The following is a 17,265-nucleotide window of genomic DNA, read 5'->3' as shown; positions in this document are numbered from 1 at the left end:
TTGACGCCGGCCTCCGCTCCGGGCGATTATCCATCGGTCGTTGGATTAAGGAGGCGGGCATGGCCGTACCGAGGGTCGCCGTCGTCGGCGCCGGAGCCGCCGGACTGGCCACACTCAAGGCGCTCGCCGACGCCGGTGTCCCGGCGATCGCGTTCGAGGCGGCCGACACGCTCGGCGGCCTCTGGGTGTACGGCGCACCCGGCTCGCCCGCGTACCGCACGCTGCACCTGAACACCAGCAAGGGGCGCACCGAGTTCGCCGACCACCCGATGCCGGCCGACTGGCCCGACTACCCCGACCACACCCGCGTCGCCGGCTACCTCGGCGACTACGCCGACCGGTTCGGGCTGCGCGAGGCGGTACGGCTGCGGCACACCGTCGAGCGGGTCACCCGCACCGGTGACGGCTGGCGGGTGCGCGCCACCGGCCCGGACGGCCCGGTCGAGGTCGACGTCGAGGCGGTGGTGGTCGCCAACGGGCACAACCGGGTGCCGAAGCGGCCCGAGCCGTATCCGGGCGAGTGCACGGCCGAGCAGATGCACAGCCACGACTACCGGGGACCGGAGCAGCTCGCCGGGCGGCGGGTGCTCGTGGTCGGCGGCGGCAACTCGGCCATGGACATCGCCGTCGACGCCTCGTACGCCGCCGCGCGCACGCTGCTGTCGCTGCGCCGCGGCGTGTGGGTGGTGCCCAAGTACCTGCTGGGCCGCCCGTCGGACACGCTCAACGGCGCGCTCGCCCGCCGGCTGCCCTGGCGGCTGCGGCAGCGGATCAGCCAGACCATGATCACCACCGCCGTCGGGCCGCCCAGCCGGTACGGGCTGCCCGCGCCGGCGCACGGCTTCCTCCAGGACCACCCGACGCTGTCCGACGCGCTGCTGTCCCGGCTCACCCACGGCGACATCCAGGCCCGGCCCGGCATCGCCCGCTTCGACGGCGACCGGGTCGAGTTCACCGACGGCCGCGCCGACGAGGTCGACCTGGTCGTGTGGTGCACCGGCTACCGGGTCGAGATGCCGTTCCTCGACCCGGCGCTGGTCGGCGACGGCGCGGACCGGTTGCCGCTGTACCGGCACGTGTTCCACCTGGACGCGCCCGGGCTGGCGTTCGTCGGGCTCATGCAGTCCACCGGCGCGGCGTTCCCCCTGGTCGAGGCGCAGGCCCGGCTGGTGGCCGCGCGGCTGGCCGGCACCTGGGCGCCACCGGACGCGGCCCGGCAGGCCGCCGCCTGCCGCGAGGAGCTGCGCGCCGCCACCGCCCGGTGGGGGCAGCGCCGCCCGCACATGCGCGTGGACTTCGACGTCTACCTGGCCGAGCTGGGCCGCGAGCTGGCCACCGGGCGGCGCCGGGCCGGGGCGGCACGATGAGCGCGCCGGGCCGTAGCAGCGCGCTGGCCGGGCGGCGGGTGCTGGTCACCGGCGCTCGGGGCACGTTCGGGCAGCACCTGGGCGCGGCGCTCACCGCGGCGGGCGCGCGCGTGGTCGGGCTGGACCTGCACGCCGACGCCGACGCCACACCGCCGGTGCTCGGCGTCGACCTGACCGACCCGGCCGCGACGCCACCGGCGGTGGCCGCCGCCGTCGACCGGCTCGGCGGACTGGACCTGCTGATCAACAACGCCGGTGTGGGCGGCCCCGCGCCCGCCGAGCTGCCGCCGGACGAGGTGGTACGCCGCCAGATCGAGGTGAACCTGCTCGCCGCCTGGCGGACCACAGCCGCCGCGATGCCGGCCCTGGAGGCGGCCCGCGGCCGGGTGATCTTCGTGGCCAGCCGGATGGCCGTGCTGCCGCTGCCGCTCGCCGCCGCCTACGGGGTCAGCAAGCGGGCGCTCGTCGCGTACGCCGACGCGCTGCGCCACGAGGTCGGCACGCACGTCGGCGTCAGCGTCGTCTACCCCAGCATGGTCGCCTCCCCGATCCACGACAGCACGGTGGCGGCCGGGCTGTCGCTGAGCGGGGTGTCGCGGCCGGAGCCGGTCGAGGGGGTGGTGGCCGCGATCCTGCACGCCGCCACCGCCCGGCGCGCCCCACGGGACGTGGCCACCACCCGGCGCGGCCGGATCGAGATGGCGCTGGCCCGGCACGCTCCGGCGCTCGCCGACCGGATGGTGCGCCGTACCGTCGCCGGGCGGCTGGCCGCCGGTGACCTGGACGGTGCGGCGCTGGCCGAGGGCATGGTCCGGCGGCACCGGCAGGCCCGCCGGTAGCCTGCTCGCCATGGCCGTCTCGCCCTACATCGCCCGGCTGCGCCGCCACGTCGGCCACGACCTGCTGATGCTGTACGGCGTCAGCGGCGTGGTGACCGACGACGCGGGGCGGGTGCTGCTGGCCCGCCGGGGGGACAACGGCCGATGGTCGGTCCCGGCGGGCACCGTGGATCCGGGCGAGCAGCCCGCCGACGCGCTGGTGCGCGAGGTCCGCGAGGAGACGGGCGTGACGGTGACGGTCGACCGGCTGGCAGGTGTCGCCACCCATCCGGTGGTCTACCCCAACGGCGACGCCTGCGAATACCTCAACGTCTGGTTCCGCTGCCGGGCGATCGGCGGGGCGCCGACGGCCGACGGCGACGAGTCGCTGGCGGCGGCCTGGTTCGCTCCGGACGCGCTGCCGGACCTGGACGACTGGGCGCGGCTGCGGATCTCCACCGCGCTCACCGACGACGCCCCGCCCTGGTACGTCGTGCCGGGGGAGAGTCACCCGGCGCTGAACCGGCCCGACAACCTCTAGCGGAACACCACCTCGTACGGCCGGTCCGGGGTCAGCTCCACCGCACGGTGGCCGCCCGGCGCGTGCACGACCACGCGCTGCGCCACCGGCGACACCAGCCGCGCCCCCACCCGGCCCGACCCCCAGGTCAGCTCCTCGACGGTGACCCGGCCCCGGCAGGTGATGCCGCGCAGCGTCCCGGCGGGCAGGCCGGGCGGCGGCGCGGGCAGCAGCCGCAACGTGCCCGGGCGCGACTGCACCAGCGACTCGATCAGCACCGCCGGCAGCGCGTGCGCGGCGTCGGCGTTGTACGTGGTCCGGCCCGGGTTGTGCGCGCTCATCAGCGACCGGAAGAACATGTCCGCGCCGAGGATCCTGCGCAGGTTCGCCGCGACCAGCTCGCCGTCGCGCAGCCGGGCCGCCGCCAGCGCCCGGTGCAGGCTGCCGTGCGCCGACTGGTTCTCGTCGCCGCGCAACGTCAGCGCCCGGTGCGCGGCGGCGGCCAGCTCCGGGGTGTCGTCCGGGTCGATCTCGTCCAGTGGCCACACCGGATACAGGTGACTGACGTGCCTGTGGTCCTCGTCGCCGGTGCTGCCGGGCCACGCCCACTCGGCGAGCGCGCCGCGCCGGTCCACCAGGTAGCCGGGCGGCCGTACCCCGGCCCACCGGTCGGCGCCTGTCACCTCGGCGGCCAGCCGCAGCGCGTGCCGGGCCGCGGCGACGTCCATGGTGGCGTTGACCGCGACCGGAGAGGTCCGGCCGGTGTCGTCGTACGGGCCGGTCTCCGGCGAGTACGACGGCAGCAGCGCGGGACGTCCGTCCACGACGGTCAGCACGTCGGCGAAGAAGTCCGCCACCTCGGCCAGCCAGCCGGCCACCTCGCCCAGCGGCTCACCGGTGACCAGGTGGTGTTCGTGCAGCGGGTGCAGCAGCCAGTCCGCGCCGGCGAGCCACGCGGTGAACGGCCACTCCGGGTGGACGTGGAACAGGTGCCCGTGCTCGCCGTCGGTGCGGCTGGGCGCCAGCAGCCCGCGTGCCCCGTACACCGCGCGGGCGTTGGCGCGCCAGTGGTCCACCTGCGCGGCGACCAGCCGGGCGTGCGCCGCTGTGACTTCCGGCAACGCGCCCACGTTCGCGCCCGCGAGCTGGAGGTTCAGGTTCGCGTCGGTGGTGAAGTCGCCGGCCCACGCGGCGTCCCACGAGCCCAGCCACAGCCCGGTCAGCCGGGGCGGCAGCACGCCGCTGGCGCTGAACAGCAGGTACCGGCCGGAGTGGAACAGCCGTTCCAGCAGCGCCGGGTCCAGCCGGTCCGGCGCTGCGGCCTGCCGGGCCAGCAGCTCACCGACAGGCAGCGCCCGGTCGGCGGCGGGCACGCCGAGGTCCAGGCCGACCCGGGTGTACGGGCCGTGATGGCGGGGCACGTGCCGGGCCAGCAGCGTGTCGTAGTTCCCGGCGAGCGCGGCGAGCCGCCGTTCCGAGGCCCGGGTACGCCAGGGCGGCTTCTCGGGCCGGTCGACGAGCGTGGTGAGCAGCGCCGGTCCGCGTACCCGTACCCGGTCGCCGTCGACGCTCGCGTCGCCGCGCAGCAGCGTCAGCCCTTCGAACCCGTACGCCCCGCCGCGTTCCGGGTAGCGGGCGCGTATTCGCAGGAACACCAGCCCGTCGCGGCGGTACGCGGCCTGCTCGTACACCACGTCGGCCGGGTTGCCGGGCAGCTCACCCGTCACCCCGACGACGCAGTCGCCCTGGTCGAGGTGGATCACCGCCACGGCGCCGGCGCGGGAGGCGAAGCAGCGCCGCCGCCCGCCCGACCACTCGACAGTCACCTCGCCCGTGGCGAAGTCGGTGTCGCGCCGGTAGCCGGAGACCGGTCCGGGCGGCGCGTCGACGGTGAGCGCGAACCCGGGGTGGAACGACTGGGTCCACTCCAGCTCCCGGCTGCCGGTGAGCAGCCGGGCGGCCTCGGCCCGCCGTCCGGCGAGCACCAGGGCGCGGATGTACGGCATCCGGCCGGCCAGCTCGGGCGCGCGGGCGTGCCGGGTGCCGTTGGGCAGGACGAGCCGGTGGTGGTTCACCACGATCCGCTCCGCGTGCGGCCGCCCGTGGACCATCAGGCCCAGCTCGCCGTTGCCGGTGAGGAACGCGTCGGTCCAGTCGTCGGCCGGTGCGGTGTCGTGGATGCGGTGCGCCGTCACCGGCCGGTCCCGCCGCTGGTGTCCCGCACGGTCAGGTGCGGTTCCAGCAGTGTCACCTCCGGCACCGGCTCGCCGTTCAACCGCCGCATCAGCAACGCCACCGCCTGCCGGCCGACCTCCTCGGCGGGCACCGGCACGCAGGTGAGCCCTGACTGTTCGGCCAGTTCATCCGGGCAGATCGCGACGACCGACACGTCGCGGGGCACCCGGCGGCCCAGCAGCGGCAGCGTGGCGAGCACCGGGCCGACCGCCGACTCGTTCTGCACCACCAGCCCGGTGACGTCCGGGTGGTCGGCGAGCAGCGCCTCCAGGTCGTGGCGTACCGCCGCCGGCCCCTCCTCGCAGGGCCGGGTCACCGCGTCGACGCCGAGCCGCCCGGCGGCGGCGCGTACCCCGGCGCGGGTGCGGTGGGCGAACCCGGTGCCCCGGTCGTAGACCGCGGCGGGCGCGCCGAGCAGCGCGACCCGCCGGTGCCCGGCGGCGGCCAGGTGTTCCACGCACAGCTCCCCGGCGCGCCGGAAGTCGAGGTCGACGCAGGCCAGTCCGGTGCTGTCGGCGGGGTGCCCGATCAGGACGCCGGGTAGCGCCAGCTCGCGCAGCAGCGGTACCCGGGAGTCCTCCAGCTCCACGTCCATCAGCAGCACGCCGTCGACGAGCGCGCTGCCGGCGATGCGGTGCAGCCCGGCCGGTCCCTCGTCGGCGGTGACCAGCAGCACGTCGTGGTCGTGGCGGCGGGCGGTGGTGACCACCGCGGTGGCGAAGCGCATCACCACTGGCACCTGCATGCCGGTGCGCAGCGGCAGCACCAGGGCGATCACGTTGGCCTTGCGGCTGGCGAGCGCGCGGGCCCCGGCGTGCGGGTGGTAGCCGAGCGCGCGGACGCTGGCGAGCACCCGGCTGCGGGTGGTGGCCGAGATGGTGCGTTTGCCGCTGAGCACGTACGACACGGTGCTGGCCGCCACCCCGGCGTGGCGGGCCACGTCGGCGATGGTGACCTGCTCGCCAGGGGTCCGGCCGCTCACCGGGCCGTCCCGAAGCTGGTGCCCGCCGGTTCGGCTGTCGCGTCGCCGCCGGTGACGGTGAGCGCGCCGGCGAGCCGGATGTCCCGCGCGGACCTGCCGACCAGCACCGAGTGGACGGCGTCCTCCACCACCATCGCGGCGCGGGTCTCGTCCCACCAGGCCAGTTCGGCGGTACGCAGGCGCATCGTCACCCGGGCGGCGCAGCCCGGGTCGAGCGTGACGCGGGCGAAGTCGCGCAACTGCCGCAGCGGCTGCTTGACCCGCGAGCGCCGCTGCCGGGTGTAGAGCTGCACGACCTCGGTGCCCGGGCGGCGGCCCGTGTTGGTGACCTCGACGCTCACCTCCACCTCCTCGCCGGCGCGCGCCGTGGCGGTGCTCAACCGGAGGTCAGCGTAGTCGAACTCGGCGTAGCTGAGCCCGTGCCCGAACGGGTACAGCGGCTCGCCCCGGTGGTAGAGGTAGGTGGCGTCGGCGCCGATGACGTCGTAGTCGAGCAGGTCCGGCAGTTCGGCGGCGTCGGCGTACCAGGTCTGGGTGAGCCGCCCGCCCGGGTCGGCGGCGCCGAGCAGCACGTCGGCCAGCCCGTTGCCGTGTTCCTGTCCACCGTGGGCGCTCCACAGCACCGCCGGCAGGTGCTCCTGCGCCCAGCCGGCCGCGTACGGGTAGCTGCTCGTCAGCGCCAGCACGGTACGCGGGTTCGCGGCGTGCACGGCCCGCAGCAGCTCCGCCTGGCCGGTCGGCAGGGCCAGGTCGGCCCGGTCCTCGGTCTCCCGGCCGTTGACCATCGGGTGGTTGCCGAGCACCACCACCGCCACGTCGGCGGCGGCCGCCAGCGCGGCGGCCTCGGCCGCCCCGTCCACGAGCAGCGTCACTGCGAACACGGCCGGGTCGCCGGTGGCGACGCTCAGCCGCCCGTCCGGTGCGACGCCGACGTGCCGGCCGGTGGCCAGGTGGTGCAGCAGCGCGGTGCCGTGGGGCCGGTGGTGCAGGCGGAACGTCTCGCGTACCACCCAGCCGCCCGGTCCGTCGCGGTCTGCCACGAGGGCCCCGGTGTCGTCGGCGCCGACGTACCGGCCGGTGTCCACGGCGCGCAGCGCCACCACGTCGCGCCCCCAGTCGACCACGTCGAACTCGGCCGGGCTGTCGCCGAGCGCCAGCGGGCCGTCGCCGTCGTGGCGTACCGCCCGGTCGCCGACGTGCAGGGTGATCCGGTCCGCGCCGGGATGGGTGGTCACCTCGGGCAGGCGCCCGAGCAGCCCGGCGTACGCGCTGATCGTGTACGGCGGGGTGCCGCTGTACCAGTCGGTGAGCACCGTGTCGGCGAGCGGGCCGAGCACCGCGACGCGGGTGCTGGGGCGCAGCGGCAGCAGGCCGTCGTTGCGCAGCAGCACCACCGACTGGCGGGCGGCCTCGCGGGCGAGTTCCCGGTGGGCGAGGCTGTCGAGCGTGTGGGGCGGCACGTCGTCGTGGGGATCGGGGTTCAGGTCGCCCAGCCGCGACCGGACGGACAGGATCCGCCGCACCGCCCGGTCCACGTGGGAGACGTCGACGAGGCCGCGGGCCAGCGCCTCCGTGAGCCGCTCCACGGTGGGGGTGCTGTCCTCGTCGTCCTCGGTGAAGCTGTCGATGCCGGCGCGCAGCGCGGCGGCGAAGCCGGCCACGTGGTCGGGCAGGTGTCCCTGCACGCCGGCGATGTTGCCGACCGCCCCGGCGTCGCCGACCACCATGATCTCGTCGTCGGCGTAGCCGCGCAGCTCACCCTCGATGAGCGGGCTCAGGTGCGCCGGCACGCCGTCGACCAGGTTGTACGACGCCATCACCGCCACGGCTGCGCCGGCCGCCAGCGGGGCGCGGAAGGCCGGCAGCTCGTACTCGCGCAGCATCCGGGGCGGCAGGTCGCTGGAGGTGGTGGCCCGGTCGGTCTCGTTGTTGTAGCCGAGGAAGTGCTTGAGCGTCGGCGCGGTCCGCAGCCGGATCGGGTGGTCGCCGCGCAACCCGAGCGCGTACGCGGTGGCCAACTCGCCGGTCAGCCACGGGTCCTCGGACCAGCCCTCCTCGTTGCGTCCCCACCGGGGGTCGCGCAGCGGGTTGACCACCGGCGCCCACACGTTGAGGCCGACGCGGTCCGGGTCGGCCCGGTGCTTGACGCGTACCTCGTCGCCGACGGCGGCCCCCACCGCCCGGATCAGGTCCGGGTTCCAGCTCGCGGCCAAGCCGATCGCCTGCGGGAAGACGGTGGCGGTGCCGAGCCACGCGACGCCGTGCAGCGCCTCGGTGCCGGTGCGGAACGCGCGCAGGCCGAGCCGGGGCACCGGCGCCTGCCACTGGTGCAGCAGGCCGAGTTTCTCCGGCAGCGTGAGCCGGGCCAGCAGGTCGTCCAGACGATGGGGGACGGGGTCGGTCATGGTGGGCGCCTCCGGTCGGCGTACGTGCTGCCGCTCGTCCGTCGAAGCGCTTCGACGGACGAGCCGGTGATGCGGCGTCGCGTACGCGAAAAGGGGTGGTGGGGGTGCGGCAGTGTCGGCCCGGAGCGGTGGTGAAGCGCTTCGACAACCGCCGAAAAACACGCCGCTTCGGGTTGCCCGGTCCCGGAACGCGGCGCTACCGAGGTTGGCACCTTCCGGCCGGTGCGGTCAAGGGGTCATCCGGCGGGCAGGCGCCCGGCCTCCACAGTGGCCAGCGCGGCGGTGGCCCCGCCCAGCGCCCCGGCCGCGGACCCGAGCGTGCTGGCCTCCAGCCGCACGCCGGGCGGAACCGGTGTGCGGGCCGCGAGTTCGGCGTGGGCGGCGGGCAGCAGCCACGGCGCGAGCGCCGCCAGGTGCCCGCCGACCACCACCACCTCCGGGTCGAGCAGCCCGGACAGCACCGACGTCGCCTGCCCGAGCAGCCGGCCGATCTCGGTGAGCCCCGTCCGTACCGGCTCGTCCCCGGCGCGGGCGAGTACCTGGATCCGTTCCACCTCCGGCAGATGGTCGGTGACCGGGCCGGCGCCTGGTAGCAGGCGGCGGATCACCGCGTCCACGCCGAGCAGCGCGGTGAGGCAGCCGCGCCGCCCGCAGTCGCAGGCCGGTCCGTCCGCGGCCAGGGGCAGGTGCCCGACGTCGCCGGCGAAGCCCCGGCCGCCGCGCAGCAGCCGGCCGCCGCTGATCAGGCCCGCGCCGATCGCCGGCCCGCCGGTGAGGTGCACCAGGTCGGTCGTGGCGGCGTACGGGCCGTGCCGCCGCTCGGCCAGCACGGCGAGGTTGGCCTCGGTGTCGACGGCGACGGGGAAATCCCTGTCGCGTAGCGCGCGACGAACCGACGCGGCCAGCGGCACGCCGCGCCAGCCCAGCGCGGGTGCGGCCGGCACGTCGCCGTCGGGGTCCACCAGCCCGGGTACGGCTACGGTGAGGCCGAGCACGGTGCGGTCGGCGCCGATCCGGTTGACGGCGCGCCGGGTCAGCGCGGCGAGCGCCTTCACCGTCTCCTCGGGACCGGCGGTGGCGGCGGGGAACGCGCGCCGCCAGGTCAGCACCGGGTCGCCGCCGAGTCCCGCGGCGACCGCGACCAGTTCGTCCGCGCCGACGCGCAGGCCGAGCCCGACGTAGCGGGAGCCGTCGAGGACGAGCATGGTGGCCGGGCGGCCCACCCGGTTCTCGGTCAGCCCGGTCTCCCGCAGCAGGCCGTGTTCGATCAGCTCGGCGACCAGGCTGGAGACGGTGGCCTTGTTCAGCCCGGTGTGGGCGGCGACGTCGGCCCGGGAGCAGGGGGCGTGACGGCGGACGTGCCGGAGCACCGCGGCCCGGTTGGTCACCCGCACGTCGCCGAGGTCGGCCGTCGGCCGGTCGATGCTGATCACGTACTGCCCGCCTCCTGCGCCCGGCCCCGAGTTCGGCTACAGCTTAAACTAAAGGGGCGAGATTCCGGCCGGCCGGTCTCCGCCGCCGAACCACGGCGCGAACGGCGTCACCGGGACCGGCTCGCCGTCGAGCACCGCCCGGCGCGGCGGGTCCGTCCCGACGACGCTGACCCCCCGGACGTCCAGCGGCCCGTCCACGCGCACGCGCAGCGTGTCGCCGTCGCGTACCGCCGTGACAGTGGTGTCGCCTTCGGGGTCGTGCACCACGCTCACGCCGTCGACGCCGCCCCAGGCCACGAGCGTGACGTCCCGGAACGGGCCGGTCCCGACCGTCGCCGCGGGTGCCACGGTGGGGATCAGCGCGCCGTGGCGCACGTACAGCGGCAGCCGGTCCAGCGGCACGCTCACCCGCAGGTGCCGGCCGCCGGGGTGCCGCTGCCCGGTGTCCGCGTCCAGCCAGTCGTCGCCCGTCGGCAGGTAGACGGCGCGCTCGCCGGACGGGTCGAGCACCGGCGCCACCAGCAGGTCGGGGCCGAGGCGGTACTGGAGGTCGGCGGTCCAGGCGGCCGGGTCGTCCGGGCTGTCGACGAGCAGCGCCCGCAGCATCGGGCCGCCGGTGCGGGCGCTCGCCACCGCCGCCGACCAGAGGTACGGCAGCAGCCGGTAGCGCAGCCGCAGCGCGTCCACCGCGTGCCGTTCCGCCTCGGGCGGGAACTCCCACGGCAGCCGGCTGGTGGTGCCGTGCAGCCGCACCAGCGGCGAGAGGGCGCCGAACTGGGTCCAGCGCACGTACAGGTCCGGCTCGGGTGTGCCGTGGAAGCCGCCGGTGTCGTGGCTCCAGAACGGCACCCCGGACAGCCCGTGGGACAGGCCGCCGCGCAGCGTGCTGGCCATGCCGGGCCAGGTGGCGTTGACGTCGCCGCTCCACTGCGCGCTGTGCCGCTGCCCGCCCAGGTACGACGAACGGGCCCACACGGTGCGGTGCCCGGCCACCTCCTCGGTGACGTCGGCTACCGCGTCGTTGAACAGCAGTGCGTACACGTTGTGCAGTTCGACGCCGGTCATGCCGTTGTGTGCCACCGCGTCGGCGGGCACGCCCTCGGCGAAGTCGGTCTTGAACGCCGCGACGCCCTGCGCCAGCAGCGGTCGCAGCAGGCCCTGGAACCAGCGCACCGCGGCCGGGTTGGTGAGGTCCACGACGGCGCATTCCGGGTAGCTGCCGTGCCAGGTGTCGGCGACGTACGTGCCGCCGTCCGGGCGGCGCAGGAAGTACCCGGCGGCCTCGGCCTCGGCGTAGAGCGGGCTGCCGGTCATCAGGTACGGGTTCATCCAGAGGCACACCCGGAAGCCCTGCTCGGTGAGGTCCTTGAGCATGCCGTCCGGGTCGGGGAAGGCGTCGGCGTCCCAGCGCAGATCCGACCAGTGGCCGGCGACCTGCCAGTAGCAGTCGAGGTGCAGCACGTCGCAGGGGATGTCCCGCTCCCGGATGCGCCGGGCCCGTTCCAGCACGCGCTGCTGGCTGTCCGGGAAGAAGCCGGAGGAGATCCACGCGCCGAACGCCCACCTCGGCGGCAGGTACGGCCGTCCGGTCAGCGTGTCGAGCCGGTCGAGCACCTGCGCCGGGGTGGGCCCGGCCAGCACGTAGTAGTCGAGCAGGTCGTCCGGGACGAGGATCTGCACGCTGCTGTGGGTGCTGGCGCACACGTCGAACTGCACCGGCAGCCCGCTGTCGACGAGCACGCCGTAGCCGCGGTCGGAGAGGTAGAACGGCACGTTCTTGTGCGAGCGGTCGGACTCGCCGCCGAAGGCGTCGAAGTTCCACATCAGCGGGCGCTGGCCGCGCTTGTCCAGCGGGGTGAACTTTTCGCCGAAGCCGACGAACCGTTCGTCGCCGGGCGCGACGAAGCTCTCGTGCCAGGCGACCGGCTCGCCGTCGAACGTGGAGCGGCCGAGCGGCAGCGTGCGGCGGCGACCGCTGATGTCCCGGGTACCGCCGTCGGAGGCCAGCAGCAGCCGCCCCTCAGGAGTGAGGAACCGCAGCCCCCACGGGTCCAGGCACAGCTCGGCGACCACGCCACCGGCGCCGACCCGGACGTGTCCGTCGGTGACGGTCACGGCGGCGGGGTGCGGCTGCGGGTGGACCAGTGTCAGCGCGGCCGCGGACCGGCTGCGGACCGAGAGGTCGTCGGCGAGGCGTACCCGGATGATCCCGTCGCCGGCGGCCTCGACCCGCGCGACCAGCGTGCGGCCGGACGCACAGGTCGCGGTGAGCGTGACCCCGTGCGCGTCGGTCGCGGCCACCTCGGCCCGCAGCACGTCGTCGGCGCCCTCCTCGCCGGGGGCGCGGACCGGCAGGTCGGGCGGGTCGGCCACGAACGTCTCGTACGGGACCAGCGGCGGGCGGTACGGCATGGGCGTCTCCTCGCGGCGTCCACGGGCGGTCCCGCCAGTTTCTTTGGAAGCCCAACTAACTGTCAATGATCGACGGCATTGACTTTCCTTCTCACCTGTTCCTATTTTGGCCGGGATGACAACTAAAGCGCCGTGGGACGACGGCCGTCTCTGCTACGGCGGCGACTGGAACCCGGAGCAGTGGCCGCCGCGGGTGTGGCGCGAGGACGTCGCCCTGATGCGTGCCGCCGGGGTCAACCTGGTCACGGTCGGCGTGTTCGCCTGGTCCCGGCTGGAGCCCGAGCCCGGCCGGTACACGCTCGACTGGCTCGACGACGTGCTGGACCTGCTGCACTCGGCCGGCATCCGCGCCGCCCTGGCCACCCCCACCGCCTCGCCGCCGCCCTGGTTCTCGCTGCGCCACCCGGACGCGCTGCCGGTCACCGCCGACGGCGTCCGCCTGACCCACGGCAGCCGCGACACCTACTGCGCCGCCGCGCCCGCGTACCGCGACGCCGCCCGCAGCATCGCCGGGGTCCTCGCCGCCCGCTACGCACACCACCCGGCGCTGGCGCTGTGGCACGTGCACAACGAGTACGGCACCACCTGCCACTGCCCGCACGCCGAGGCGGCGTTCCGCCGCTGGCTCACCACCCGCTACGGCGACCTCGACGCGCTCAACGACGCCTGGGTCACCAGCTTCTGGAGCCAGCACTACTCCGACTGGGCGCAGGTCGGCACGCCCCGCGCCACCCAGTACCTCGCCAACCCCGGCCAGCTGCTCGACTTCCGTCGCTTCTGGTCCGACACGCTGCTGTCCGCGTACACCGAGCAGCGGGACCTGCTGCGCGCGGCGAACCCGGCCGTGCCGGTCACCACCAACTCCGTGCTCGGCGACTGGGTGCCGGTCGACCACGCCCGCTGGGCGCGCGAGGTCGACCTGGTGGCGATCGACCACTACCCGTCCACGACCGACGCGGGCGCGGAGGAACAGACCGCGCTCGCCGCCGACCTCGCCCGCGGCTGGGCCCGCCACGGCGCCGGACGGCCGGTGCCGTGGCTGCTCATGGAGAGCGCGCCCAACCAGATCCACACCGCCGGGCGGATGCACACCAAGGAACCCGGCCGGATCACCCGGCACAGCCTCGCCCACGTCGCACGCGGCTCCGCCGGAGTGATGTTCTTCCAGTGGCGCGCCCCGGCCGGCGGCGCGGAACGCTTCCACTCCGCAGTGGTGTCGCACGCCGGGGCGGACACCCGCGTGTTCCGCGAGGCCACCGACCTGGGCGCCGCGCTGGGCCGGCTCGCCGGGACCGCGCCGGGCCGCGTCCAGTCGGCCGTGGCCGTCGCGTACGACGCGGCGAGCGGCTGGGCGCTGCGGCACCCGGGGATGCCCCGCGACGGACTCGACCACCCCGGCGAGGTGGCCGCCGCGCACCGGGCGCTGTGGCACGCGGGCGTCACCGCCGACGTCGTGCCGCCCGGCAGCCCGCTCGACGGCGCCCGGCTGCTCGTGCTCCCCGCCCTCTACCTCGCCTCGGACGCCACAGCCGACTGGGTACGCCGGCACGTCCACGGCGGCGGGCACCTGCTGGTGACCTGGCTCAGCGGCGTGGCCGACGAGCACGCCCGGGTGCGCCTGGGCGGCTACCCGGGGGCGTATCGGGACCTGCTCGGCGTGCGGGTGGAGGAGTTCCACCCCCTCGCCGACGACGAACAGGTGTCGCTGACCGGCGGCGGGACCGGCCGGATCTGGTCGGAGACGGTCCACACCGACGGCGCCGAGACGGTGAGCGCGTACGCCGGGGGAGTGCTGGACGGGCGGCCCGCCGTCGCCCGGCACCGGGTCGGCGACGCGTACGCCTGGTACGTCTCGACCCGTCCCGACGACGACACCTACCGGCGGCTGCTCACGGAGGCGGCCCGGCTCGCCGGTGTGACCCCGACCTGTCCCGGCGCGCCTGCGGGCGTGGAGGCGGTACGCCGGCACGACAGCGACGGGACCCTGCTCTACCTGCTCAACCACACCGACCAGCCGCAGCGGGTGCCGGTCACCGGGCTCGACCTGCTGACCGCCGCGACGGTCGACGGCTCCCTGACGCTGGAGCCGGGCGCAGTGGCGGTGCTACGCGAGGCAGCGCGCTGATGCGCGTACCCGGGTCAGGGGGTGGCGACGGCGGCGCGGGAGCGGTCGGCGGCGATCCGCACCGCGAGCGCCGCCAGCACCGTGCCCATCACGTACCGCTGCAGGCGCGCCCAGCCCGGCCGGCGGGTGAGGAACGCCGACACCGAGCCGGCGCTGAACACGATGAGCGCGTTCACGGTGAGCGCCACGACGATCTGGGTCAGGCCGAGCAGCAGACTCTGCACCGCCACGTGCCCGCGCGCCGGGTCGACGAACTGCGGCAGCAGCGACACGTACAGGATGGCGATCTTCGGGTTGAGCAGGTTGGTGACCAGGCCCATGGTGAACAGGCGCCGGGGCCGGTCGGGCGGCAGCGGCGTCGGGGTGAACGCCGACGTGCCACCGGGGCGCAGCGTCCGCCAGGCCAGCCACAGCAGGTACGCCGCGCCGGCCAGCTTCACCGCCGTGTACAGCGGCGGGACCAGCACGAACACGGTGGCGATGCCGGCCACCGCGGCGGCCAGGTAGACCAGGAAGCCGGCCGCCACGCCGAGCAGCGACACCAGCCCGGCCCGACGCCCCTGTGTGACCGACCGCGACACCAGGTAGACCATGTTCGGCCCGGGCGTGAGCACCAGACCGAGCGCCACCAGGCCGATTCCCATGACTGCACCGACAGTGACCACATAGCCTCCCCGCTCCCGCCTAACCGGACCCTACGCCCACCCGCCGCCCCGCACTGTCCCCTCCCACCGTCACTGCGTCGATCATGAGTTGGCTGCCGTTGGCGTCCGATTTGTCGCCGCCAACCTCATGATCGCCCGGGCAGGGGGCGGTGGTGCCGGTGTTGCGGCGGTGATACTTGCGGCATGTCGATCGTGCTGTCCGCGCCGGCCACCCCGACCGCGCCCGCGCTGCTGCTGCGTCCGTGGCGCGACGGTGACGCCGACGCGCTGATCGAGGCGTACCGGGATCCGGTGCTGCGCGCCTGGACCAGCCATCCGGTGACCGGCCCGGCGCAGGCGCAGGTGTTCCTGCGCCGCAGCCACCAGGGCTGGGCCGCCGGGCACCGGTTCATGTTCGCGGTGCTGGAGGGGGAGCAGGTGGTGGCCTGCGTGGTGCTCAAGGACGTTCGCCCGGGCCGTCCGGCCGCCGAGGTCGGCTACTGGACGGCCGCGCCGGCACGGGGCCGGGGCGTCGCGCCACGGGCGGTGGAGGCGGTCACCGCGTGGGCGTTCGCCCGGTTCGCCGCCGTCGGCCTGACCCACCTGGAGCTGCTGCACCAGGTCGACAATCCGGCGTCCTGCCGGGTGGCGGAGAAGAGCGGGTACGCGTTCGCCGAGGTGCTGCCGGCCCGCCCGCCGTTCCCCCGGGACGGCCACCGCCACGTCCGCCACCGGCCGGTCTCATGACGAAGAAGTGACAGTGCTGCCGATCAGGCGCAGCAGCAGCCGCGGCTCGCCCGGCCACGCGTCGAGCAGCACCTGCCGGGGCATCTGCCGGGCGGCGTAGCGCAACGCGAGCGCCACCACCACGATGTCGTCGAGCGGGCCGATCACCGGCAGGAACTCCGGGATCAGGTCGATCGGGCTGGCCACCCAGAGCCCGGCGGCCACGATCGCGACCCGGGCGCGGCGGGGCACCCGCGGGTCGCGGCGCAGCCGTCGCACGGCGGTCACGCAGTCGGGTACGAACGCGGTCAGATCGCGCAGGATCCCCGGCGGCAGGCGCCGGGCCAGCAGCACCAGCACCGCCCAGCTCGCGACCAGGCAGGCCGTCGCCACAGCGAGTCCGATGAGCCAGTCGCGCACGCCGTCACCCCTTTCCGTTTCCGGTGGCACGCTACGCGGCGTCCCCGCCCGGGCGCGCGGGAACAGTCCGGCCCCGCGCGACGCTGAGTCTTGTCGGACGGCGGCGGATACCGTGGGTACGGGAGGTGACGGCGGTGACGACAGGCTGGGAGGCCGCGGTCGAGGCGCAGATCCGCTCGGCCCAGGAACGCGGCGAGTTCGACAACCTGCCGGGTGCCGGCAAGCCCATCCCGGGGCGCGACATGCCCTACGACGAGGGCTGGTGGATCCGCAGCTTCATGGAGCGCGAGCAGATCCCGTCCGACCTGCTGCTGCCCACGCCGCTCCAGTTGCGCCGCCGCATCGAACAGCTTCCGGCCGAGCTGCGCGACCTGCCCACCGAGGAGGCTGTCCGGTCGTACGTGGCGGCGCTCAACACCGAGGTGGTGGCCTGGCTGCGTACCCCGACCGGGCCACGCGTGGTGGTCCGTCCGGTGAACGTCGAGGAGGCGGTGCGCCGCTGGCGCGCCGATCGGGACGGCGGCGCGCCGGCCGTCACGGCACCGGAGCCGCCCCGCGCGGACCCGACCCGCCCGCGCCGCCGCTGGCGCTGGTGGCGCCGCTGAGAGCGCTCAGCGAAGCGCCGCCTGCCAGGTCCACGCGGTACGCCGCGGCCGGTCGCCGAGCGGTGCGCGGCCGGTCAGCCACAGCAGCACCGGCGCCGGCTCGCCGTCCGGTGCGTCGGGGAACAGCCGGTGCACCACCCCGGCACACAGCCCGGCGGGTGGCGACCAGTCCAGGCCGAGCCCGCGGGCCAGGTCGTGGGTGTGCAGCAGGATCTCGGCCACGCCCATCGCGGCGAACCCGCCCGGATCGCACGGGCCGAAGTGCCACGCCCGGTCGTCCGGGCTCGCGGCGTCGATGGTGGCGGCGAGCATCCCGGCCGCGGCCGCCGCGACGGTGAGCACCTCGGCGGGCGCGGCGTCGGCGCGTACCCGCAGGTCGAACGGCAGATAGCCGCCGCCGGGCCGACCGGAGACCTGACCGGCGTACGCGACTAGGTCGTGCGCGATGTGCGCGGCGGTGGTCCAGCAGGACCAGTCCAGGTCTCCGGCACGTACCGTCCAGTTCCGGTCGGTGGCGGGCCGCAGCACGGCGGTCATCGCGGCGGCGGCGGACCGGACGTCCGCGCCGCTCAT

14 protein-coding genes are annotated in these 17,265 nt (G+C 75.5%); 6 read left to right on the top strand and 8 right to left on the bottom strand.

From position 1 onward, the window contains the following. Nucleotides 1–59 precede the first annotated feature (59 nt). Genes GA0070562_RS25890 through GA0070562_RS25880 form a run of 3 tightly spaced genes read left to right on the top strand, consistent with a single transcriptional unit; the run spans nucleotide 60 to nucleotide 2,726 of the window. Nucleotides 60–1,367, top strand: a complete 1,308-nt coding sequence (locus tag GA0070562_RS25890) for a flavin-containing monooxygenase (protein ID WP_091426953.1) — start codon at nucleotides 60–62, stop codon at nucleotides 1,365–1,367. Then, a complete protein-coding gene (locus GA0070562_RS25885) occupies nucleotides 1,364–2,206 on the top strand; it encodes an SDR family NAD(P)-dependent oxidoreductase (protein ID WP_091426952.1) in 843 nt (280 codons plus the stop codon). Before GA0070562_RS25890 ends, GA0070562_RS25885 begins: the two co-directional genes overlap by 4 nt. A 10-nt stretch (nucleotides 2,207–2,216) precedes the next feature. Continuing rightward, nucleotides 2,217–2,726, top strand: coding sequence for an NUDIX hydrolase (locus tag GA0070562_RS25880; RefSeq protein ID WP_091427086.1), 510 nt, complete (start codon nucleotides 2,217–2,219; stop codon nucleotides 2,724–2,726). Here GA0070562_RS25880 and GA0070562_RS25875 read toward each other — a convergent pair. The 5 genes from GA0070562_RS25875 to GA0070562_RS25855 form a co-directional block, all read right to left on the bottom strand. Then, nucleotides 2,723–4,900, bottom strand: coding sequence for a glycoside hydrolase family 95 protein (locus GA0070562_RS25875; protein WP_091426951.1), 2,178 nt, complete (start codon nucleotides 4,898–4,900; stop codon nucleotides 2,723–2,725). The two genes, GA0070562_RS25880 and GA0070562_RS25875, sit on opposite strands and share 4 nt — an antisense overlap. Then, nucleotides 4,897–5,922 carry a LacI family DNA-binding transcriptional regulator gene (locus tag GA0070562_RS25870; protein ID WP_091426950.1) on the bottom strand — a complete coding sequence of 342 codons (1,026 nt, stop codon included), beginning with the start codon at nucleotides 5,920–5,922 and terminating at the stop codon, nucleotides 4,897–4,899. The genes GA0070562_RS25875 and GA0070562_RS25870 overlap by 4 nt, the downstream gene beginning before the upstream one ends. Next, the gene (locus GA0070562_RS25865) at nucleotides 5,919–8,327 is read right to left on the bottom strand and encodes a beta-glucosidase family protein (protein WP_091426949.1); all 2,409 of its coding nucleotides are present in this window, start codon (nucleotides 8,325–8,327) and stop codon (nucleotides 5,919–5,921) included. Before GA0070562_RS25865 ends, GA0070562_RS25870 begins: the two co-directional genes overlap by 4 nt. Nucleotides 8,328–8,563: 236 nt before the next feature. Further along, on the bottom strand, nucleotides 8,564–9,760 hold the full coding sequence (locus GA0070562_RS25860; RefSeq protein WP_091426948.1) for an ROK family transcriptional regulator: 1,197 nt from the start codon (nucleotides 9,758–9,760) through the stop codon (nucleotides 8,564–8,566). A gap of 48 nt (nucleotides 9,761–9,808) precedes the next feature. Next, a complete protein-coding gene (locus GA0070562_RS25855; RefSeq protein WP_091426947.1) occupies nucleotides 9,809–12,172 on the bottom strand; it encodes a TIM-barrel domain-containing protein in 2,364 nt (787 codons plus the stop codon). 115 nt (nucleotides 12,173–12,287) lie between these two features. On the opposite strand from GA0070562_RS25855, the gene GA0070562_RS25850 reads away from it, so the two are divergent. Further along, nucleotides 12,288–14,297 (top strand): beta-galactosidase, encoded by a 2,010-nt coding sequence (locus GA0070562_RS25850; RefSeq protein ID WP_091426946.1) that lies wholly within the window; start codon nucleotides 12,288–12,290, stop codon nucleotides 14,295–14,297. A gap of 14 nt (nucleotides 14,298–14,311) precedes the next feature. Here the strand turns inward: GA0070562_RS25850 and GA0070562_RS25845 are convergent, their stop codons facing one another. After that, nucleotides 14,312–14,941 carry a LysE family translocator gene (locus GA0070562_RS25845; RefSeq protein ID WP_393353601.1) on the bottom strand — a complete coding sequence of 210 codons (630 nt, stop codon included), beginning with the start codon at nucleotides 14,939–14,941 and terminating at the stop codon, nucleotides 14,312–14,314. 204 nt (nucleotides 14,942–15,145) lie between these two features. Between GA0070562_RS25845 and GA0070562_RS25840 the strand changes: the two genes are divergently transcribed. After that, nucleotides 15,146–15,688: a GNAT family N-acetyltransferase gene (locus tag GA0070562_RS25840; RefSeq protein WP_091426944.1), complete on the top strand. Its 543-nt coding sequence runs from the start codon at nucleotides 15,146–15,148 to the stop codon at nucleotides 15,686–15,688. On the opposite strand, the gene GA0070562_RS25835 is transcribed toward GA0070562_RS25840, so the two are convergent. Then, the gene (locus GA0070562_RS25835) at nucleotides 15,683–16,087 is read right to left on the bottom strand and encodes a YkvA family protein (protein ID WP_091426943.1); all 405 of its coding nucleotides are present in this window, start codon (nucleotides 16,085–16,087) and stop codon (nucleotides 15,683–15,685) included. The two genes, GA0070562_RS25840 and GA0070562_RS25835, sit on opposite strands and share 6 nt — an antisense overlap. Before the next feature lie 134 nt (nucleotides 16,088–16,221). Between GA0070562_RS25835 and GA0070562_RS25830 the strand changes: the two genes are divergently transcribed. Next, complete coding sequence (locus tag GA0070562_RS25830) at nucleotides 16,222–16,692, top strand: DnaJ family domain-containing protein (protein ID WP_091427085.1); 471 nt, start codon at nucleotides 16,222–16,224, stop codon at nucleotides 16,690–16,692. Between the two features lie 6 nt (nucleotides 16,693–16,698). Here GA0070562_RS25830 and GA0070562_RS25825 read toward each other — a convergent pair whose 3' ends face one another. Next, nucleotides 16,699–17,265 (bottom strand): maleylpyruvate isomerase N-terminal domain-containing protein, encoded by a 567-nt coding sequence (locus GA0070562_RS25825; protein WP_091426942.1) that lies wholly within the window; start codon nucleotides 17,263–17,265, stop codon nucleotides 16,699–16,701.

Origin of the sequence: Micromonospora tulbaghiae (assembly GCF_900091605.1) — a bacterium.
GTDB classification, from domain to species: Bacteria; Actinomycetota; Actinomycetes; order Mycobacteriales; family Micromonosporaceae; genus Micromonospora; species Micromonospora tulbaghiae.
This window is presented reverse-complemented; position numbering and strand designations above follow the sequence as displayed.